This is a genomic window from Streptomyces kanamyceticus (assembly GCF_008704495.1).
In the GTDB taxonomy this organism is placed as follows: domain Bacteria; phylum Actinomycetota; class Actinomycetes; order Streptomycetales; family Streptomycetaceae; genus Streptomyces; species Streptomyces kanamyceticus.
This window is the reverse complement of the sequence record NZ_CP023699.1, coordinates 9,674,781-9,695,148: the sequence shown is the minus strand read 5'-3', so window position 1 is coordinate 9,695,148 and position 20,368 is coordinate 9,674,781. Positions and strand designations below refer to the sequence as shown.

General features: G+C 73.5%; 16 protein-coding genes. All 16 read left to right on the top strand.

The window, feature by feature from the left end:
* Positions 1 to 51 precede the first annotated feature (51 nt).
* The 16 genes from CP970_RS41830 (at position 52) to CP970_RS41755 (ending at position 20,367) form a co-directional block, all read left to right on the top strand.
* The gene (locus tag CP970_RS41830) at positions 52 to 669 is read left to right on the top strand and encodes a Pvc16 family protein (protein ID WP_055545978.1); all 618 of its coding nucleotides are present in this window, start codon (positions 52 to 54) and stop codon (positions 667 to 669) included.
* On the top strand, positions 666 to 1,505 hold the full coding sequence (locus CP970_RS41825; protein WP_055545976.1) for a hypothetical protein: 840 nt from the start codon (positions 666 to 668) through the stop codon (positions 1,503 to 1,505). The genes CP970_RS41830 and CP970_RS41825 overlap by 4 nt, the downstream gene beginning before the upstream one ends.
* A gap of 37 nt (positions 1,506 to 1,542) precedes the next feature.
* Positions 1,543 to 3,471 (top strand): phage tail sheath family protein, encoded by a 1,929-nt coding sequence (locus CP970_RS41820; protein WP_150494643.1) that lies wholly within the window; start codon positions 1,543 to 1,545, stop codon positions 3,469 to 3,471.
* A gap of 42 nt (positions 3,472 to 3,513) precedes the next feature.
* Positions 3,514 to 3,966, top strand: a complete 453-nt coding sequence (locus CP970_RS41815; protein ID WP_055552310.1) for a phage tail protein — start codon at positions 3,514 to 3,516, stop codon at positions 3,964 to 3,966.
* A 17-nt stretch (positions 3,967 to 3,983) separates the two neighbouring features.
* Entirely contained in the window at positions 3,984 to 6,011 is a 2,028-nt protein-coding gene (locus tag CP970_RS41810; protein WP_157877772.1) for a phage tail sheath subtilisin-like domain-containing protein, read from the top strand.
* Positions 6,004 to 6,546: a phage tail protein gene (locus CP970_RS41805; RefSeq protein WP_055552306.1), complete on the top strand. Its 543-nt coding sequence runs from the start codon at positions 6,004 to 6,006 to the stop codon at positions 6,544 to 6,546. The genes CP970_RS41810 and CP970_RS41805 overlap by 8 nt, the downstream gene beginning before the upstream one ends.
* Positions 6,546 to 7,844 (top strand): CIS tube protein, encoded by a 1,299-nt coding sequence (locus tag CP970_RS41800; RefSeq protein ID WP_150494641.1) that lies wholly within the window; start codon positions 6,546 to 6,548, stop codon positions 7,842 to 7,844. The genes CP970_RS41805 and CP970_RS41800 overlap by 1 nt, the downstream gene beginning before the upstream one ends.
* A complete protein-coding gene (locus CP970_RS41795) occupies positions 7,841 to 8,041 on the top strand; it encodes a hypothetical protein (RefSeq protein ID WP_055552302.1) in 201 nt (66 codons plus the stop codon). Before CP970_RS41800 ends, CP970_RS41795 begins: the two co-directional genes overlap by 4 nt.
* 7 nt (positions 8,042 to 8,048) lie before the next feature.
* Complete coding sequence (locus CP970_RS41790; RefSeq protein ID WP_079043809.1) at positions 8,049 to 9,194, top strand: phage late control D family protein; 1,146 nt, start codon at positions 8,049 to 8,051, stop codon at positions 9,192 to 9,194.
* Entirely contained in the window at positions 9,194 to 9,871 is a 678-nt protein-coding gene (locus CP970_RS41785) for a phage baseplate assembly protein V (protein ID WP_055552300.1), read from the top strand. Before CP970_RS41790 ends, CP970_RS41785 begins: the two co-directional genes overlap by 1 nt.
* Positions 9,872 to 9,915: 44 nt before the next feature.
* Complete coding sequence (locus tag CP970_RS41780; RefSeq protein WP_150494639.1) at positions 9,916 to 11,475, top strand: hypothetical protein; 1,560 nt, start codon at positions 9,916 to 9,918, stop codon at positions 11,473 to 11,475.
* The gene (locus CP970_RS41775; RefSeq protein WP_150494638.1) at positions 11,472 to 14,441 is read left to right on the top strand and encodes a hypothetical protein; all 2,970 of its coding nucleotides are present in this window, start codon (positions 11,472 to 11,474) and stop codon (positions 14,439 to 14,441) included. Before CP970_RS41780 ends, CP970_RS41775 begins: the two co-directional genes overlap by 4 nt.
* Positions 14,438 to 15,436, top strand: coding sequence for a tetratricopeptide repeat protein (locus tag CP970_RS41770; RefSeq protein WP_150494636.1), 999 nt, complete (start codon positions 14,438 to 14,440; stop codon positions 15,434 to 15,436). The genes CP970_RS41775 and CP970_RS41770 overlap by 4 nt, the downstream gene beginning before the upstream one ends.
* On the top strand, positions 15,433 to 15,831 hold the full coding sequence (locus CP970_RS41765; protein ID WP_055552291.1) for a GPW/gp25 family protein: 399 nt from the start codon (positions 15,433 to 15,435) through the stop codon (positions 15,829 to 15,831). Before CP970_RS41770 ends, CP970_RS41765 begins: the two co-directional genes overlap by 4 nt.
* 91 nt (positions 15,832 to 15,922) lie before the next feature.
* Positions 15,923 to 18,130, top strand: coding sequence for a putative baseplate assembly protein (locus tag CP970_RS41760; protein ID WP_055552289.1), 2,208 nt, complete (start codon positions 15,923 to 15,925; stop codon positions 18,128 to 18,130).
* An 11-nt stretch (positions 18,131 to 18,141) separates the two neighbouring features.
* Positions 18,142 to 20,367 (top strand): phage tail protein, encoded by a 2,226-nt coding sequence (locus CP970_RS41755; RefSeq protein WP_150494634.1) that lies wholly within the window; start codon positions 18,142 to 18,144, stop codon positions 20,365 to 20,367.
* Position 20,368 lies beyond the last annotated feature (1 nt).

Here is a 20,368-nt window from a genome sequence, read left to right as displayed (position 1 = left end):
CCTCCGGCGGCACAACGCCGCGGTGACGCGCCGGGGCCCACCATCGCCGCCATGGCCGGATACCGGGCCCTGGCCGCCGTCGGGCGCAGCATCGTCGACCTGCTGAACCGCAGGTTCGACGAGACGCTGCCGGGTCCCATCCGGCCCACCGCCGTGCTGGCCACGACCCGCGACTTCGACGAGGTCAACAGCAGCCCGAACGCGGTGATCCAGTTTCCCGCCGTGTCGGTGTACTGCTACCGGCTCTCGGTCGACCGGGAGACGCGGCCGGGACTCGCCGGTGCGGCGAACCAGGACGGTGTCGCCCGGCTGCCGCTGCGCATGCATCTGCTGATCGCCGCCTGGGACACCTTCGCCGAGAGCGAGTTGGAGTGGCTCGGTCTGGTCGGGCAGGTGCTCGAGTCGGAAGGGCTTCTCGCGGGTCCGCTGCTGCATCCTTCCGGCGACTGGGACCCCTCCGATCTGGTCTCCGTGGTGCCCGACGACGTGGCGCTCGACTCGATGAGTGAGGCGTTCCAGGCGCTGACCACCGACTACCGCGTCTGCCTGCCCTACTTGGCGCGGGTGATCCGCATCGACGGCAGGCGCTCGGACGTCGCCGAGCGGGTCACCACCGTGGCCGCCGGGCTCGGACCGAGGTCGGCACGGCCCGGGCCGGTGGCACCGTGAGCGCCCTTCCCGGCGGGCAGCGGGTCCTGCACCGCCTGGCACTCGCCCTTGAGGTGCGGGACGCCCTCACCTCGCGCCCGGTCACCACTCCGCTGGTGGTGCGCGGGGAAGGGGTGGGCCGCCGGTTCGTCGGCGATGACGGATCCGGATCCCGTGGCAGCGACGGACGCTTCCTCCTTCTCTTCGGCCCGCACATCGGGGACCTCGCGGACCTGCGGATCACGGACGCCGCCCGGCGCCTCGTACCCCGTCGGCTGCGGATCCCGCTGTGGAGCCAGGACGACGCCGCGGCCGATGAGCAGGTGCCGCCGGGGCCGCATCTCCCGGCGCTGTCACGGACGTTGAGGGTCTGGCTCGCGCCGGGGAGCGCCGGTGGTCCCGGGCCGGGGTTCACCGTGATCCGGGGCCGCGTCGCGCACGGTTCGGTGCCGGTCCGCTGGCCGCGGATCGCGGCGCTCGGCCCCGGCGGGATCGTCGTCGGCCGTGCGCACGGCGACGAGCGGGGCGAGTTCCTGCTGCCCGTCACGGGCGTGGGCACGATGCCGCCGCCCGTCCTCTCCCGCATCCGGGTCGATCTCCTGGTGCACGCGCGCGGCCCCGGCGGTCCGCCACCGCCCACCGAGCGGGAGCTGGCCCTTGATCCCCTCGCGGATCTTCCCCAGGAGAGCGTCCCGCGCTCCTCGTCCCCGCCGCTGCCCGCCGACCTCGACAACCCGCTGCTGCGAGGCGCCGCGCCACCCCCGGGCTACGTGCCGTCGACCGCACCCGTCTCCTCGGTGGACGTGCCCGTCGGTGACCTCCTGCTGCTGCGGAGCCCCCTGCAGTTCAGCCCCTGAACGCCCGCGACCCGCATCGGCCCGAAGGAGCCCGCACATGCCCGAGTACCTGACTCCCGGCGTCTACGTCGAGGAGACGAGCTTCCGGTCCAAGTCGATCGAGGGCGTGCCTACCAGCACCTTCGGCATGGCGGGCCTGACCCGCTACGGGCCGCTCCCCTACGCCCTGCCGGACACCCCGCCGGTGCCCGTGCGGCCGGTCCTCGTGACCTCGTACAGCGAGTTCGAGCGGGCCTTCGGCGATCTGTCGTCCCCTTCGGACGACGGCAAGGCCAACTACCTGGCGCACGCCGCCCGCGCTTTCTTCGCCAACGGCGGCCGACGGCTCTACGTAGCCCGGGTCTTCCCCTGGGCACGTGATGACCAGAGCGGCGAGATCGACATGGCGCAGGTGGACGCCGCGTTCGCCCGGCGTGCCGTGACCGCTCCCGGGGCCGCCGGTGCGGGCGCGCCCGTGGCGATGCCGACGTGGCGGGCCCGCTGGCCGGGGTCCGCCGGGCGCCGGATCAGGGTCGCGGTGGCGCGCAGGCTGAGCAGGGACCGGATCGTCGTCGACCCGGTCCTGGGGCGGGCCCGCCTCGTGGGGGTCAGCGAGCTGGCCGCCGTCGTCGTGCTGCCGCGCGGCACCGTGCCGAAGCGGGGTGAGCCCATCGATCCGGCGACCGTGTTCGTCGCGCGCCGCGGCGCCGACCGGGTGCTCGGCCTGGACGACGGACACGGCGGCGTCACGGCGATCGACCCCCAGACGTCGGGCTATCAGCTGGAGTTGGACGTCATGGTGGCTTCCGCCGACGGCCGCACGGACACCTACACCCAGCTGGCCCCGCACCCGGACCATCCGCGTTCGGTGTCTCGCGTGCTGCGCGCCGTGGACCCCGCCGACGAGCTGGCGCAGGTCTACCTGCTGCCGGGGTCCACCGAGCCGCCGCCCCCGCCCGCCCCCGCCCCGGTCGAGCCGACGGCCGGGCAGCTCGCGGCGGCGCTGCTCGCCGCGGGCAGCCAGGGTTATCTGACGGACGGGACCGAGGGCAATGACGGCGTCCCCCTCGCCCCCGAGGACCTGCTCGGCGCGGAACCGGACGACGAGGACCCCGCCCGCCCCGGAACCGGTCTGAACGCCCTCGCGGAGCTCGACGACATCGCGCTGGTCGCCACGCCCGACGTCGTCCGGATGACCGACGTCGCCTCGGTCAAGACCGCAACGGACAACCTCATCGGACACTGCGAGCGGCTCCGCTACCGCATGGCCGTCGTCGACCCGCCCGCCGAGAGCAGTCTGTCCCAAGTGCGGGCGTTCCGGGCCGCGTTCGACACGTCGTACGCCGCGCTCTACTACCCGTGGATGCAGATCATCGATCCGACGCAGCGGCCCGATCCGGGCTCCGCGCCCGCCACGCTGATGCTGCCGCCCTCGGGATTCGTCGCGGGCGTCTACGCACGCAGCGACGGCAACCGCGGTGTGCACAAGGCGCCCGCCAACGAGGTGGTGCTCGGGCTCACCAAGTTCGAGACGGCGGTCAACAGCGGGCGGCAGGCCGTGCTCAACCCCGAGGGCATCAACGCGCTGCGGTTCTTCCCCGGCCGCAGCAACCGGGTCTGGGGCGCACGGACGATGAGCTCGGATCCGGAGTGGCGCTATGTGAACGTGCGCCGCCTGTTCATCTATCTGGAGCACTCCATCGACCACTCCACCCAGTGGGCGGTGTTCGAGCCGAACAACGAGCGTCTCTGGCGCGATCTGCGGCAGACCATCGAGGACTTCCTGCTCGTCGTGTGGCGGACCGGGGCGCTGATGGGCGGCAAGCCGGAGGAGGCGTTCTTCGTGCGCTGCGACCGTTCGACGATGAGTCAGAACGACCTGGACAACGGCCGGTTGATCTGTGAGATCGGTGTCGCCCCGACGTATCCGGCCGAGTTCGTGATCTTCCGCATCGGCCAGTGGACGGCCGACGCGCGTCGCCCCTAGCCAGCCACTGTCCGCCCCCGCCACTTCCACCCGGAGGAGACCATGCCCACCAGGGACAATCCGTACGGCGCGTTCAAGTACCGGGTGAAGCTCGGCGACGACACCGACGAGGGGTTCGCCGCCGGTTTCTCCGAAGTCAGCGGCATCGCCTCCGAGGTGAAGTTCTCCGAGTACCGCAACGGCAACGACCTGGAGAACCACGTCCGCAAGATCGCCAACGTCAACAGCACCGAGGACGTGACGCTCAAGCGCGGCGTCATCGGCGATCTCCGCCTGTTCCAGTGGCTCGACGCCACCCGGGACGGCGACTTCGATCCCCGCACGGTGGTGATCGTGCTGATGGACGAGCGCAACGTCGACGCCTGCTCGTGGACGCTGCACAACGCCCAGCCGAAGAAGTGGGTGGGCCCCACGCTCACCGGCAAGGGCGGCGGCGACGTGGCCATGGAGGAACTGCACCTGGTCGCCGAGTCCATCGACTTCCGGAACACCTGACCGCGATGACGGCGGGCATGGGCACGGGTCCCCCGCTCGGCGCCCCCGGCGTCTACCACGTCCCGCCGGGCGCCGAGCGCACGGAGCCGCGCCCGGTAGCGCTGGACGCGGCGGGATTCGCCGGGGTGGCGCCGCGCGGCCCGGTCGACGAGCCGCTGGCCGTGGGCAGTTGGCCGGAGTACCTGGCGCGCTTCGGCCTCGGTCCCGGACTGCTGCCGCTGGCGGTCTCGGCGTTCTTCGCCCAGGGGGGCCGCCGGGCCTACGTGCTCCGGGTCGGGCCCCCACCGTCCACCGAGGCACACACGCTGTTGGGACAGGGCGCGTACGACACGGGCGCCCACTGGATCCCGCTGTGCGCGACCGGGAACGGCCGTGCGCTGCCCGTTCGTTGGCAGGCCCGCGACGAGGGCGCCTGGGCGAACGGACTGACGGTCACCCTCACGGCGGTCCCCGGCCGCCGCTTCGCCGTCGAGTCGACGGCGCCGTCCCCCCGCACGCTCGCGGCGGCCTCCGGCGCCGACGCGGACCGCCTGGTGCTGCCTCCGGCGGGTGTGCGAGCACCCGCCGGTTCACTGCTGCACGTACGTACCGCCCGCGGGCACGGCGGGATCCGTTGGATCGAAGCGACGTCCGACATCGAAGTGCCCAATGGAGTACGCCGATTGGCCTGGACCCTGGACGCTCCCCTGCCCGAAGCGGCCCGCTCACTGGTCCTCGTGCACGCCTCGGTCACCGTGGACGACCACGCTCCCGAGGGGCCGACGGTCGAATCCTTCGACGTCGGCCTCAGCCCGCGCCATCCGCGCTGGCTCGCGACGGCGGTGGCGGACGGCTCACTGCTGATCGCACCGGACCCCGCCTGGGCCGAGGACGCGGCCGCCGGCGACCTGCGCATCGCCCTCACCGACCCCCTGCCGTCGCCGGTCGGTTCCCGTGTCGAGCGGCACGGCGAAGACCGGTACGGCGACATCGGTGAAGAGGACCTGCTGGGACGCCCGTTGAGCGAACCCCCGGACGACGACGACCCGGCAGGAGAGCGGGAGTACCGCGGCGTCGAACGGCTCGCCCAGGTGGCGGACCTCGGCCTGCTCACCGTCCCCGACCTGGCCTGGAACGGCGTCGTACCCGCCCGGGAGACCGAGGAGCCGCCCGACCCGCCGCCCGAGGGCTTCGCACCGTGCGTCCCGCTGCCGCGGCCCGCCCTGCTGCGCACCGCAGGTGCGGACGCCGCCTACCTCGACGCGCGCGTTCCTGACGAGCTCGCCACGCTGCGGGCCCGACAGCAGCGGGTGGTCCAACTGGCCGACGCCGCACAGCGGTTCATCGCCCTGACCGATGTCCCTCAAGGGCTGAGCGCGCAGGCCGCCGCCAACTGGCGGTCCGGTTTCGACAGTGGCTACGCCGCCGCCTACCACCCCTGGCTCGGCCTGCTGCCGCCGTCCCCGGGGCTGCCGCCGACCGCCAGGCTCAGCCCGCCTTCGGCCTTCGCGGCGGGCATCATCGCGGCCCGCGAGATCGCCGCGGGGCTGCCCGCGGGGCCCGCGAACGAGCTCGCCGCGGGCGCGGTGACGATCGCCGACCGGATCAGCGCGGCCGAGCACGACCTCCTGCATCCGCTGGGGATCAACGTCTTCCTGCCCGAGCGCGACGGTTTCCGGCTGACCGCGGCGCGGACCCTGTCCCATGACCCCGCCTACCGGCAGCTCACCGTGCGGCGGCTGATGACGATGCTGCGCCTCACCCTCGACCGGGAGAGCCAGTGGGTGGTGTTCGAACCCCACACGGTCGCGCTGCGGGCCGTCCTCGTGCTCCACGTCGAGGACCTGCTGCGCGGCCAGTTCCGGGCGGGCGCGTTCTCCGGCGCGACCGAGGCCGAGTCCTTCTTCGTACGGGCCGACGCGGACCTCAACCCGCCCGAGTCACTCGCGCTGGGCCGGATCGTCCTTGAGGTCGGTGTGGCGCCGAGCAGCCCGCTGGAGTTCCTCGTGCTGCGGCTCACGCGCGGCGACGATTCCCTCGACATCCAGGAGGCAGCCCGTGGTTAGCACGCCCCAGGCCAGGCCGCACGCGCGCGACGTCCTGCAGACCTTCCGCTTCGAGGTGACCCTGACCGACAGTCCCGGCACCCGGGCGCCCGCCGCCACCGACGTACGCAACGGCAGCACCCTGGGCAACGGCTCCTTCCAGGAATGCGGCGGACTCGACCTCCAGGCCGACGTGCGCGAGTACCTGGAGGGCGGCCGCAACGACGGCGTGATCCGCCGCGTCGGCAGGGTGAAGCTGGAGCCTCTCGTGCTCAAGCGCGGCATGTTCGCCAGGAGTCCCGGCGAGCGGATCGACCCGGCCCTGTGGACGTGGCTGCAGGACATGGTCGCCGGGAACCTTCCCGTACGGCGGATCGACGGGACCGTCCACGTCTTCGCGTCGCTCCACGAAGCACGGCAAGCCCCCCTGGCCACCTGGCGGTTCGTCCGCGGGCTCCCTTCGCGGATCACCGGGCCCTCGCTGAACGCCCGCACCGGCGAGATCGCCGTCGAGGAGCTGCACATCGTGCACGAGGGTCTGAGGCTGGTGTCCTGATGGCGCAGTTCGCGAAGGCCTCGCTGGCCGTCATCACCCTGCTCGCCGCGGCGGGACCGCGCGAGAAGGCCCGGTTCTCCGAGCCCAAGGACGTGCTCGACGTCCAGTTCAATCCGACGTCGCTGAAGATCCAGTACTCGAACAACGCGGACGCGGGCGGCGTCACGGCCAGGGCGCAGCCCCGCCAGAACGCGTCCGTGCAGCCCGCGGTCCTCTCCTTCGACCTCGAGTACGACACCGCGGAGGAGACCGGCGTCGACGTCCGGACCCTCACCGCGGCCGTACGCCGGTTCGTGCGGCCGCCCAGGAACGAGCCGAAGAGCCCTGCCCCACTGGTGCGGTTCCACTGGGGCACCTTCCTCTTCGACGGCCGGGTCACCCAAGTCACCGAGGACATCGACTACTTCAGCCCGGAAGGGCGCGCGCTGCGGGCCAGGCTCAGTCTCAGCATCACCGAGCAGGACCCGGCCCTGGAGGCCAACGCGATCGGTCCCGGCGCCCGCACCGACGACCGGGCCGCCGACACGGGCGGCGCGGCCCCGGTCAGCCCTTCGCCCCGGCCGCTCGCCCCGCCGCCGGGACCCGCCCCCGGCCAGCGCGGCACCGCCGCCCCGCAGCGGGTGGTACCGGCGCTCGAAGGGGAGAGTCTGCAGGGCCTCGCCGCCCGCGTCGGCGGCAGCCCGGCGGCGTGGCGGGCCCTGGCCGACGGCATCGACGACCCGCTGAATCTGACGGCCGGGCTCGCCGTGCGGGCCGGTGCGGAGATCGAGGCGTCGGCGGGGCTCGGCACCAGCGCGGGGTTCGCCGCGGGTGCCACCGTGGACGCGCGGTCCGGCGACGCCGAAGCGACCGCCACCGCGAGCGGGTCCGCGGCGGCGCTGCTCCCCGCGGGGATCCGGTTGACCGCGGCGGGCGGGGTGGCCGCGGCGGCCGCACGGCTCGCGAGCGCGCGGGCGCGCGCCGACGACGAGGCGGCGCGGACCTCGTTCGCCGTGCCGCAGGCACCACTGGGTCCGCCGTCCGACCCCGTGGATCCGCGGTCCCTCGCGTACGGCCGTGCGCTGCCGCTGCGGGCCCGCCCCCAGGTGTCCACCGCCGCCGCGAGCCGGGCCGGTGGCGCGACCGGCCTCACCGCGCGGGCCAGGCCGCGCGAGGCACCGGTGTCGGCGCGGACCGGTGCCCCCTGGGAGCAGCTCACCCCCGGCGCGCCGGGGCGGGCGGCGGCGGACGCCGCACAACGCGCCCGTGACGCCCGCCCCAGCACGATGCGGTGGCGACCAGGAGGTGACTGCCGGTGAACTCCATGAGCACCGCGGCGAGCACGGTCAGCGTGGACGAGGTGCGCACCCAGGTGAGCACGGTCGGTGCCCCGGGCGCCGGTGCCACGCGGCCGCCCGGCATCGTCCCCGGCGCGGCCGAGGCGGGCTGGTGCGAGCTGCGGGGCAGGCTCGCCTGGGTCGAGGCACGCACGCACGCCGACGGCTTCGACGACTGAGACCGCCATGCCTGATACCGCAGCGCCCGGGACCTCCGTGCCCGGGGCCGCCACGCCCGGGACCTCGACAGCCGAGATCACACCGGCGATCGCCACGCCGGTGTTCCGGGTGCGCGGCGCCCTCGTGCCGGACCTGGCCCGCGACTGCGTACGCCTGGAGGTCACCGAGAGCACGGAGGGCCTGCGCACCCTGCGCGTCCACCTCGTCGCCACCGACTCCGGCGCGCCGGGTCCCCCGGGGCGGCTGCGCCACCTCGACGGCCGGGACGTCGACCTCGGCCGGGACATCCAGGTCGCTCTCGGCCCCGACCAGCGCCAGCGGCACGTCTTCGACGGGACGGTCTCCGCCGTCGAGGCCGAGTTCCGCGACGGCAGCGCGCCCGTGGTGGTCCTGTACGCCGAGGACCCGTTGATGCGGCTGCGCATGACCCGTCGTATGCGCACCTACGAACGGACCACGGACGCGGACATCGCCCGCTACCTGGCCCGCGCGCACGGCCTGGACGCGGACGTCGACGCCGCGGGGGCGCGCTACGACGTCGTCCAGCAGTTCAACCAGAGCGACTTGGCGTTCCTCAGGGAGCGGGCCCGGCTGATCCAGGCGGAGTTGTGGTGCACGGGCGGCACGCTGCACTTCCGCACCCGCGACAAGCGCGAGGGCACCAAGGTCGTCGCCGTCCAGGGAAACCACCTCCTGTCCGCGCGGATCGGCGCCGACCTGGCACACCAGCGCGGCAGCGTGACGGTCACCGGCTACGACGCGCACACGCAGCGGACGATCGAGGCGCAGGCGGGCCCCGAGGTCGTCGACGCGGAGATCTCCGGCGGGCGCACGGGGCCGCGCCTGGTCCGCGAAGCGCTTGCGGAGAGCGCCAGTTACCGGGTCCGCGAGGCGGCCCTCACGGTCGGGGAGGCCAGGTCGTACGCGCGGGCCGAGATGCTCCGCAGGGCGCGGCGCTTCGTCACCGTGAGCGGCGTGCTGCGCGGCAACGCCGACCTTTCCGTGGGCAGCCGTGTCGAACTGACCGATGTCGGCGGGCCGTTCGAGGGCGGCGGCTACTACGTGACGTACGTACGGCACTCCTTCGACCAGGTCGCCGGTTTCCGCACCTGCTTCCACGCGGAGCGGGCGACCGTGAACGAGGTGGTGTGATGGCCGGTGCGACGGCAGCGCACACGTCCGCGGACGGATCGGCGCCGGGCTACTTCGGGGTCTACCCGGCCGTGGTCACCGACCTCGTGGATCCCGAGCGGCTCGGCAGGATCCAGGTCCGATTCCCGTGGCTCGGGGCCGCGGGCGACCGGGACGTACGCGCCTGGGCCACGCTCTGCTCCCCCTACGCCGACGGCGACCAAGGCCTGCAGATCCTGCCGGAGAAGGAGAGCCAGGTCGTGGTGGCGTTCGAGGCGGGCCACCTGCGCAGGCCCTACATCGTCGGCTGCGCCTGGAACGGCACGGCCCCGCTGCCCACACCGGCGACCCGCGCGAACGACCTGCGCACGTGGAAGACGAGATCGGGCAGCCGCATCGAATTCGACGACGGGTCGCCGCCCAAGGTCACGGTGCGCACCGCGAGGGGCCACCAGGTGACGCTCGACGACGCGGGCACGGGCACGGTGACCGTACAGATCGCGGGCGGCGCGTCGGTCCGTGTCACGGCGACGTCCGTGGACATCAGCGGGATGACGTCGGTCTCGGTGAAGGCGGCCAAGGTGGACGTGACCACGCCGGTCGCCACGTTCAGCGGGGTCGTCCGGTGCGAGGTGCTGCAGGCGAACGCGGCCGTGGCCTCCCCGGTGTACTCCCCCGGGGTCTGCAACCTGCTCTGAGCTCGCAAGGCCCCCTCCGAGACGACCACTGGCAGGTGATCGGCATGGACCACGCGTACGCGCTGCGCGCCCCCTGGTACGTACGCGCCAGGGAGGGCCTCACCCCCTTCGACGCCGCCGCGCGCCGTCCCGCCCTGCAGAAGTACGGCGGCACGGACTTCGTGGACCGGCTCCTCGCGGACCCGCGCGACAGCCTCGCCTTCGTGGCGGAGGACCGGTGGGGCTTCCCGGTCCCGGTGTCCATGGGTGGCAAGGGCAGCGGACGGCTGCGGTTCGTGGACCGGGCGATGGTCCGCTCCCCGCTGCGCAAGCTGTACCAGCCGCTGCACGAGCGGTTCTACACCGTCGTGGTCGAGCTCTTCTGCGACGAGCCGGGGCTGCCGAGGGCGGGTGGGACCGAGGGCGTGGACCTGTCGTTCGTGATCAGGCGCGAGCGGACCCTGGTGCACGACACGCGGGCGCTGCGCGAGCTGGCCCGCGGCCTGGCCCTCGCGCTGTACACGGCGCAGACCAACTCCACGGCACCGCCACCGACCGTTCCGGAGAGCGACGACCTCGACGACGTGGCGTTCGTCGGCCAGGCGGCGCAGCTGCCGCTCACCCCAGCGCAACAGGCTCTGCTGGCCAAGGTGCGTCCCCGGCGCGTGGTCGAGGCCTGGGTGCCGGGTCCGGTCGGCACGGGGCTGTGGCGCCGCGTGGACGAGAGCGCGCCCGCGGCACTCCTGGACGGCGAACTGGAACTGCCGATGTGGCAACTGCCCCCGAACGAACGGGACTGCGCCGCCGCACGCACCCGCTCGCTGTGGTTCGGCGTCGTCCCCACGCACTCGGCGGACATCGACGAACTCGGCCTGCCGCGGCTCGACGACCGGACGATCTACCGCGTGCGGTGCCTGGCGCGACAGCATCCGGGCGCGGGCCACGAACAGTGCCCCGACCGGCTGTCCTGGAGCGAGCCGACCGCGCCCTACCGCCTGGCCCCGCACGCCGACCCGGAAGGGACCAAGAACCACCGGGTGACGATCACCATGCCGGACCTGCGGGCGGTGGCCGCGCGTGCGGCGCGCCCGCCGGGGCCCGGTGGCGTGGAGATCGTCCAGCCCCCCGGCTCACAGCTGCGGATGAACCCCGGCTCGTTCCCGCCGACGCCCGGACCACCCGACCACGGGTCCGTGACCAGTCGCTGCACGTTCGCCATCGAACTCTTCATGATCGTCTCGATGTTCGTGTTCAGCCTGTTCCTGCCGGTGGTCGTCTTCGTCTTCCAGCTGTGGTGGCTGTTGCTGCTGCGGTTCTGCCTGCCGAGTGAGGCGACAGCGCTGGAGACGCTCGAGAGCTACCTCGACGGCGGGGGCACGCTGGGCGATCTGCTCATCCCCAAGGCCGACAAGGAGGCCGAGGAGAAACGTCGGGCCCAACTGGCCACCCTGGACGACGTGTTCGAGACCACGGACGCGGCGACCCAGCTCAATGCGGTGCCGACGTTCAGGGACGATCCCTCCCAGGTCGGCGACTTGGTCGCGGGGCTCGATCCGGCGGGCGCGGCGCTGCCGGGGACGGACCTCCCCGAGACGAAACCGGACGATCCGCTGTGTCCGCGATGAGTGCCCTGGCCACCCGTGACAGGAGTCCGGGCAGGCGGCCACAGAGCGAGGGGCCATCCAGGGAGCTGGCCACCGGCATCGCCGGAACGCGCGAGTCGGGCGCGCCCTCCGATCACTCGGCGAAGTCCCCTTCCCCTTCCCGGTCCTCTTCTTCGGATCTCGCCTACGAACTGGCGCACGTCGTCCAGGGACCTGCCACCCCTGCCGCGCAGAAGCCCGCCGTCGGCCTCCCCCACCTGTTCGGCCTGTTGGGCTCGGGCCTGTACGGCGGATTCGACAGCACCTGCGCCGTGCTGCGAACACTCGGACTGCTCCCCGCACAGCGCGGCGTCTACTGGAAGGGCCATCCCGCGCCGCGGCATCCGACGCCGTGCAACACCCATCCCACCGCGCCGCACTTGATGGACCCGATGATCGCCAGCGGCGCCAAGTGCCGCGGCGTCTGTGGTCCCGACTGCGCGCAGAGCTGCCGCGCCGAGCCCGACGAACACCGCTGCGTCCCCGACTCCACCGGGCTCCGCCATCACATCTGTGTCTACCAGGGAGTTCAGAACTGCGGCACGCACCGCGGCTGCCGGGACCACGACGCCTGCTACGACTGGTGCTCCGAGAAGGGGCACAACTCCCTCGCCGACGGCTGTCACCGGTGGTGCGACCTCGGCTGCGTCTGCGACTTCGGCACGCTCCAGTGCATCGGCTGGGCATTGGGGAAAGGCCCCTTCGACGGCCGCCTGAGGTTCTACGACGAAAGCGTCTCGCAGATCATCGGGCCCTTCCCCGGGACGTGCCCGACGGCCGCGCTCGTGGTCACCGCCCGATTGCGGCAGTACCTCGACCTCAAGGACCCGACGGCGATGCTCGACATGCTCGCCCGGGCCCCGGCGGACGAACGGCTGCACCTGTCGGCCGCTCCGGCGGAACGCGATCAACTCCTGGCCACGATCGGCCTCCCGCACCGGCAGACCGCCCTCGCGATCCTGGCGGACGCGCCTTCCTGGGCGGTTCCCTCCCTCGACGCCGCGACGGTCCACCTCGCCGACCGGGCGATACAGGACCAGCACCGGGACGTCGCGCTCTCGACGCTCCTGGTGGCCCTGCGGCGCCGCGGCACCGTCGATCCGCGCCTGGCCGGTTTCCTGTACGTGGGCGGCGCGCACGCGGAGGACGCGCTGACGTCGTTCCGCCTCGTCCAGGACCCGGTCACCCGAGCGCGACGGGCCGTTCCGCCCGTGCGCGTCGAGATCTACGACAAGGCCTTCGTCGACACCGGATGGCTGTTCAGCACCGTGATGCACGAGCACGTCCATGTGCTGCAGGTGCTGCACGGCTACCCCGCCCGTGAGTTCCGCCAGGGTCAGCAGCGGAGCCGCTTCGTCGAGCGTGACGAGGTCGAGTCGTATCTGTGGGAGGTGGAGCACGCGGTCGGCACCGGGCTGATCCGGCACGCCGCGCAGCTGACCGATATCGGCAGGCGCTTGACCACGCACTTCACTGCGATGCCGGGGAGCCTTCAGGCCCGCTACCGGGTTCGCGTCCGGGCGGCGCTGGCCCTCGTCGCCCAGGTGGCGGCCGGTGTGCCGCAGCTCGGCATCGACGACGCCCGGCGGGAGTTGGTGAGGACGAGCCGCGCGATCGCCGAGCTGCTGAGCCGGCGTCGGGGCCGGGACGACGCCGTCGACGCGCAGATCGAGGAGCTGCGCCACAGGCGCGCCAAGGCCTTGGTCACGGTGGCGCTGGTGGACAATCCGGCGCTCCAGGTGGTGGGTCCCGGCGACCCCGGCACGTACCGGGTGGCGACCCCTGACGCGGCGGGCGGCATCCGCTATCTGTACGGCGGGATCTCCGTCGGGTGGCACCTTGCCGCGGCGTCGACGTCCGCCCACACCCTCGGGGGTGCGCTGCGGGTCGGCGGGCAGATGGCGGTCGCCGGGACCGCCATCCAGGGGCGGGTGCACCCCTTCCCGCCCGACATCGACTTCGACGAGCACGTGCACGTCGTGGCCGACGACAAGGAGGAGGCGGCGCGGCGGGCCGCGCGGCGGATCGTCGCCGGAGTCTTCCGGATCAGTACGGGCCCCCGCCCGGGCCGCGACGACCTGGAGTTCCGGCATCTGGTGGCCTATCCGGTCGGCCGGGGCAGCACCGCGATGAGCCTCGGGCAGTTGCAGCGGCCCGACGGGGTGTCGAAGCTCGCGAAGCTGATAGCCACCCTCGACGGCGGCAACCTCAACACCTTCTGGCGGGGGTTCCTGGCCGACGGCCGGTTCATCAACCTCACCCGTGTGGTGTTCGTGACCGCCCGGCGCCCGGACGGCTCTCCGCTGCTCACGGCGCGGGGAAGCGCCGATTTCAACCTGGCCCAGCTGGCGGATCCAGGAGCGATCCCGGCGACGCCCCTGGCCCGGTTCGCGTGGGACATGTGCTGCGACGCCCGCCGCCGGGCCCGTCAGGGAAACTGGCTGAAGGCCGCCAAGCGCGCCTACAACTACTTCTCGACCATCGGCGACACCCCTCATATGGCGGCGCTGGAACCGGTGTTCAGCCGACCCGAGGCGGAGATGGAGATGTACGCGAGCGTCGTCGAGGCCCTCCGGTACGCGCTGCTCGAGTGGGACAGGGACACACCGGAACCACGTACCCGGATCCTCTCCGCGACGATGGCCCGCAAGCAGGCGGAGAACGTGGCCCAGAAGGTTCTGGAGCTGCTCCCGGACGCCGGTGGCGGCCGTGGCCCGCACGCCATCGCCGAGGAACTGCGCGCGATCGCCGGGCAGTTCCGGGGCAGGGACCGCTGGGACAACCTGGAACAGGCGCCTTGGCTCGCGCAACGATTGCAGGCCGTGCTGAAGGACATCCGGCGCCACGTCTCCGCGAGCCTGGAGTACCGGGTGCGCCCGGTCATCGAGGCGCCGCTCGCCGCGGCGTGCCGTCACTGCGGCAGCCGATCCGGGGGTGGCGGGCCATGAGCGGACCGTTCGAGGAGGCCAACCGGCTGTGGTTCGAGGAGGGCAGGACGGCCCGCGCGCTGCGGCTGTACGAGTCGGCGCTGCGGGAGCGGCCGGACGACCCGGCGGTGCTGCTCCAGTACGGCATCGCGCTGTGGTCGGTGGACCGGTTCGACGAGGCCACGGCACTGCTGGAACGGGCCAGTGACCTGCGAGAGCCGCTCGCCGAGCCCGGTCGGCTCACCCTTGAGGCCTGGATCCCTCAGTTCGTCGGCGCCCCTGCTCCCCGGCACTACCCGGAGTTCACGCCGGAGGAGCTGGACCGCGACGGCTTCGGGGCGGTCCCGGCGGGCGCCGACTGGCGGCTGATCGCGGACTGCGCGGCGGAGCGCCGGATGTTCGGCGTGGCCGAACACGCCCTGCGGCGCTGGGGCGGAGTGCCCCTCGACGGGGCGGACGCCCGCGAACTGGACGAGATCCGCACCGACCACGAAGCCCAGCTGGGGGCCGTCCGCCTCGTCCAGCGCTCGGCGCACGGGACAGCGGGACCGATGGCCGGGCAGGACGCGACCTTGCGTCTCGAGGTCCGTGTGACCCCGGCCGAGGCGCCGGTCGGCACCCCCACCACGCTCGACGTGCGCCTCGGCAACACCGGCCCGGGCACCGCCACGGTGAACACGCGCCTGCTGCTCGTTCCGGCCGGAACGGTCGGCGGCGAGCTCCACCTGGTCGTCGTAGGACCGCCCGGGTACCGAAACGACGCGGGCTTCCGGGTACGGGCGGGTCCTCCCGAGCCGGAGCACTTCGTCGAGCTGTCCCCGGGCGAGCGGGCGGCCCGCAGCTGGACTCTGGAGAACTACCAGAGCCTGCACCTGCCCGGCGACTACCGGCTGACGCTCACCTACCGCAACGAAGTGGCGCGGGCCCCGGACGGACGGCCCGTCGCCGTCGCGAACCTGTCGGCCGGGACCGTCTTCCATCGCAGCGCGCCGGAATCCGCCGAGGAGACGACATGAGCGACGAGATGCCCATCGACGCGTGGATCGGGCAAGGGCCCGCCTTCCCCTTCCGCCCCGGGCCCGAAGGCCGCCTCGCCTACGCGACCGGTGACGCAGTCATCCGGCAGTCCGTCGAGACCGTCCTGGACACCGAGCCCGGTGAGCGGGTCATGCTGCCGACCTTCGGCTGCGGGTTGCGGCGCTTCCTGATGCGGCCCAACACGCCTGCCACCAGGGCCTCCATGCAACAGGAGATCAGCGGCTCGCTGGCCCGCTGGGAACCCCGCATCCAGGTCACCGACGTCTCGGTGTCGCCGGGCGACGATCCCGCCCTGGTCTGGATCACCATCCGGTACACCCAGCTGGCGGACCGGCGCGAGGACGATCTGGTCTATCCGTTCTACCTGCGCTAGTACCGGTGACGTAGGACAACGCCCCCGTGACGCCCGCGCCCGACGATCGCCCCATGCAGAATCGCCTCCCGCACGCCCCGGACGGCAGGCCATGAGCCTCATCGGACCCGTACTCGACGACCGCGACTTCGAGCAGCTGCGCGCCGAGCTGATCCAGCGCATTCCCACGTACGCACCGGAGTGGACGGACCACAACGCCAGTGATCCGGGCATCGCGCTCCTCGACCTGTTCGCGTTCCTCGGTGAGTCCGTGCTGTTCCGGTTCAATCAGATTCCGGATGCCACCAAGGTCGCGTTCCTGAGCCTGCTCGGTGTTCCCGCGCTGCCCGCACGGCCCGCCCATGTGCTGTCGGCGTTGCGCACCGAGAACCCCGCAGGGGTGCGGGTACCGCGCGGTGGTGAACTGCGGGCCGGTGACGTGTCGTTCGAGACCGAGGGCGAGGTGTCCGTCTGGCCGGTCGAGGCGCTCGGGGTGGTCAAGCAGGGCGTGCCGCCCGCGGCCGAGGACGACGCCGCGGAGCAGGCCCGCAGGTGCGACGCCCTGCTCCGGCTCGGTCTCGGCAGTGGCGGACGGGTGCGGTTCTTCCGGTCGCGCCTGCTGCCGCCCGATCCGGCGGCGCCCGGCGCGGAGCCCGCCGATGTCGCCGACGCGGTGGACCGCGCGCTGTGGATCGCGGTCCTGCACGGGGAAGGCATCGAACGAGACGTACTGGCACGGGAGTTGAGCGGGCGCAGCCTGTTCATCGGCGTCGCCTTCGACGAGAGCGTGGACCGGCCGTTCCTGCTCTCGAAGCTCGACGCGGCGGGCGCGGACCGCTACCGGTCGGCGAGCCTGGACCGTACCGTGCCGCCGACGCTGTGGCGGCTGTGGAGCGCGGACCGCACACCGCCGCTCTCGCTCGCCGTGGCGGGCGACACCACCGAGGGTCTGACCACGACGGGGGTCGTGGAGCTCACGCTGCCCGACCCGCTGCCGCTGCCCGACCCTTCGGCGCCGCCGTCCGGCGGCAAGGACAGCCCGCCCCCGCTGGACGATCCCGGGCAGGCCGCCCGGGTGATCGCCTGGCTGCAGGCGACCCGTCCGGAACCGGCCGCCGACGGCGCGGCGGCGAGCGGCGATCCGATCCACCGCGTCCGCTGGGTGGGGGCCAACGCCGTGCGCGCGGTACAGGCCCGTTCGATCGTCGCGCCCGAGCTGCTCGGTACGGGGACCGGTGGCGCCGGGCAGACGTATCCGCTGGTGCACAGCGGCGTCCTCGCCCGCACGCTCGTCCTGGACGTCGAGGAGGCGGGGCGCTGGCGGCAGTGGAGCGAGGTCGACGGCTTCACGACGTCCCGCACCGGCGATCGGCACTACACGGTGGATCTCGCGGCGGGCGAAGTGCGGTTCGGCGACGGCGGGCAGGGGCCGCGGGTCCCGCAGCTCGGGGAGCGGATCCGGGTGCGCACCTACCGGTACGGCGGCGGGGCGGCCGGGAACGTGGCGGCCGGTGCGATCACCCAGGTCGCCGACGCCACCGGCGTCGACGTCGGCAACCCGCTGCCCGCCACGGGCGGCCGCGACGCGGAGCCGCTCGACGCGGCCCTGGAGCGGATCCCCGGCGAGGTGCACCGCCGCGACCGCGCCGTCACCGCCGACGACTTCCGTGAACTGGCCCTGCGGGTACCGGGAGTGGCCCGCGCCGAGACGCTGCGGTTGCTGCACCCCGCCGTCCCCGACGTGCCCGCGGCGGGCGTGGTCAGCGTGCTCGTGCTGCCCGCCGACGACATCCGCGATCCCGCGGCGCCGCTGCCGGACCGCGCCCTGTTGCGCGAGGTCACCCGCTATCTCGACCCGCGTCGGCTGATCACCACCGAGCTGTACGTGATCCCTCCGGAGTACCGGCCGATCGGCCTCGCCGCGGGCATCGTCGTCCGTGCGGGGTTCCAGGTCGACGCCGTACGTCGCTGGGTCGAGTTGATCCTGCGTCAGTTCCTGGCTCCGCTGCCCCCGTTCGGGCCCGAGGGGCAGGGGTGGCCGCTCGGCCGTACGGTACGAAGGGCCGAACTGGAGGCCGTGGCCGTCCAGGTCGACGGTGTCGAGTACCTGGAAGGACTGCTGCTCGCCGTGCCCGATCCGGTGGCACCCGGCGGCATGCGTGCGGTGCCCGTGGTCGAGCTGGCACGCCATCAACTCCCGCAGGTCGTCGGCCTGACCGTCGTGTCGGGTGCTCCGCTGGCCCCCGGCAGCGACTACCGGCCGCTGCCGCCCGACGCCCCGGACGTGGTGATCGCGCCGCTTCCCCGAGACGTCTGCTGAGCGCGCCCGCCATGGACACCGCCGCGTACAGCCTGCTGGCCCATCCCGATCAGTGGGCACGCTGCCGCCACGAGAACACCGCCCTGGTACCGGCCGGGGGCGTGCAGTTGAACTGGCTGGACGCCGAACCGCCGGACGCCGCGCGGCCACCGCTGCCCGCCCTGCCGCCCGGCCTCGCCTTCGACCGGTGGGGCAACGCCTACCGGAGTTGGCCCGACCAGGACCGGGTGAGCGTCAGGGCGCCGGACGCGGGCCCGTCGGCCACGACCGACCTCGACTGGGCCGGGACGTTCACGCGGCCCTCGGCGCTGGCGGTCGACGCCGATCAGCGGCTCTACGCGGTCCAGGACGGCGGCGCCCGTGTCGCGGTCGTCGACCTGTGGGCGCACGGGGTGCTGCGCCGGATCACGGTCGCGACGCGGCGCCACCCGCGCCGCGCGGCGGTGGACGTCGCGGCGCGCTGCCGCGAGGCCCTGGTCCTGACCCGGCGGCCCGCCCGGCTGATTGCTCTGACAGGATGTCAAGGTGTGGTGTCTGGACCTCCGTTGGTACGACCACGGTGTCGCGGCGCCGTGGCGGCGGTGCGGGTCACGGTCGCACCGGACGGGACGGTCCTCGTCCTGTGGGACCGCGCGGAGCTGCCCTCGCTGATCGCCGACTCCGACGGGCACCCGGTGGTCGAGGTGCCGGGCGCGGTGGACCTGGTGGCCCGCGCCGACGGCACGCTGGCCGTGGCCTGCCGACCGGGCATGTCGCTGCGCCGTTTCGCACCGCTAGACGGCGCGCCCCTCGGCGCCGGGCTGCTCGAACTCGACCCGCTGGCACAGCCGGGCTTCGACGGCGGCTCGGTGGCGGAGTCGTACGGACGCCTCTCGTACACGACGGACACGACGGACACCACGCGCGCCACGGACACCACAGTCGTCGCAAACACCACGGACCCCGGTAACGCCTGGACCGGTGGCCCCAGCATCCGTCACCTGCCCGCGGGCCGCGTCGTCACCTACCGCCTGGACAGCGGCGCCTACCGCACCCGTTGGGGCCGCGTCTTCCTCGACGCGTGCCTGCCTCCTGGCACCGACGTCACCGTGCGCGGCCTCACGACGGACGACGACGAGGTCGCCGATCCCGTCGCCCCCGCTCCCCCGGCCCACGGCGACGTCACCGTCCGACGGCCCGACCTGACGCCGCCGCTGCCCGGCGTGGCCGCGCTCGCCGCCGTGAGCGCGACGGCCGCCGCGCCCTTGTTCCGGCGGCCGACGGGACGGGAGCGGCCGTGGACGCAGATCCCGGCCGACGACCGGTTCGAGACCTACGAGATCCCGGTGACCGCCGCCCCCGGCCGTTATCTGTGGCTGGTCATCGACCTCGCAGGGACGACCGGACTCACCCCGTGCGTACGGGAGTTGCGCGTCGAGCACCCCGGACACCGCCTGCTCCAGCACCTCCCCAGGGCCTGGTCGCGGAACGACGCCGACGCCGACTTCCTGCAGCGCTTCCTCGCTCCGCTGGAGGGGCTGTTGCGCGAGCTGGACGGCCGCGCCGTGCGCCGCGCGCTGCTCGTCGACCCGTCGGCCACCCCGCAGGAGGCGCTGGCCTGGCTCGCCGGGTTCGCCGGGCTCGCCCTTGACCGGCGCTGGCCCGAGGCGGCCCGTCGGGAACTCATCGCGCAGGCGTACGTCCTCTTCGCCCGGCGCGGCACGCTGACCGCCCTGACCCGGATCCTGGCGATCTACCTCGGGCATCCGCCGGTCCTCGTGGAGAGCTGGCGGCTGCGCGGCGTCCCCGGCGCCGTGCTCGGCGCCGGGCCCGGGAGCGGCGCGCCCGCCCGACTCGGCGCGACCATCAGGACCGGCGGGGCACTCGGCGACGGCACCGCGCTCGGGGCGATGGGCTCGCCCGATGGATACGCCACCGCGGCCCACCGGTTCAGTGTGCTGATCCCTGCCGACCTGAGCCGCGAACAGCGGGACGTCGTGGAGCGGATCCTCGCGGATCAGCGGCCCGCCCACACCAAGGTCGAGATCTGCGAACTCGGCTTCGGCATGCGGATCGGCCGCCATCTCCACCTCGGACTCACGTCGCTGGTCGGGGCGGGTGCGCGGTGGGGGCCCGCCGTGGTGGGGAGGGTCGCGGTGGGCGGGGACGGCGTGGTGGGCGTGGCGCCGGTACGGGAAGAGGGACGTGTCGCCGCCGGTACTGATGCGTGGGTTCCTGCCCCGGCGAGGGAAGGCTGAG

Excerpts from the sequence above, each read along its gene's own strand:
- CP970_RS41770 (WP_150494636.1), top strand. The coding sequence starts at position 14,438 with ATGAGCGGACCGTTCGAGGAGGCCAACCGGCTGTGGTTCGAGGAGGGC.
- CP970_RS41775 (WP_150494638.1), top strand. The coding sequence starts at position 11,472 with ATGAGTGCCCTGGCCACCCGTGACAGGAGTCCGGGCAGGCGGCCACAG.
- CP970_RS41810 (WP_157877772.1), top strand. The coding sequence starts at position 3,984 with ATGGGCACGGGTCCCCCGCTCGGCGCCCCCGGCGTCTACCACGTCCCG.
- CP970_RS41755 (WP_150494634.1), top strand. The coding sequence starts at position 18,142 with ATGGACACCGCCGCGTACAGCCTGCTGGCCCATCCCGATCAGTGGGCA.
- CP970_RS41760 (WP_055552289.1), top strand. The coding sequence starts at position 15,923 with ATGAGCCTCATCGGACCCGTACTCGACGACCGCGACTTCGAGCAGCTG.
- CP970_RS41780 (WP_150494639.1), top strand. The coding sequence starts at position 9,916 with ATGGACCACGCGTACGCGCTGCGCGCCCCCTGGTACGTACGCGCCAGG.
- CP970_RS41790 (WP_079043809.1), top strand. The coding sequence starts at position 8,049 with ATGCCTGATACCGCAGCGCCCGGGACCTCCGTGCCCGGGGCCGCCACG.
- CP970_RS41800 (WP_150494641.1), top strand. The coding sequence starts at position 6,546 with ATGGCGCAGTTCGCGAAGGCCTCGCTGGCCGTCATCACCCTGCTCGCC.
- CP970_RS41830 (WP_055545978.1), top strand. The coding sequence starts at position 52 with ATGGCCGGATACCGGGCCCTGGCCGCCGTCGGGCGCAGCATCGTCGAC.
- CP970_RS41820 (WP_150494643.1), top strand. The coding sequence starts at position 1,543 with ATGCCCGAGTACCTGACTCCCGGCGTCTACGTCGAGGAGACGAGCTTC.
- CP970_RS41815 (WP_055552310.1), top strand. The coding sequence starts at position 3,514 with ATGCCCACCAGGGACAATCCGTACGGCGCGTTCAAGTACCGGGTGAAG.
- CP970_RS41785 (WP_055552300.1), top strand. The coding sequence starts at position 9,194 with ATGGCCGGTGCGACGGCAGCGCACACGTCCGCGGACGGATCGGCGCCG.
- CP970_RS41765 (WP_055552291.1), top strand. The coding sequence starts at position 15,433 with ATGAGCGACGAGATGCCCATCGACGCGTGGATCGGGCAAGGGCCCGCC.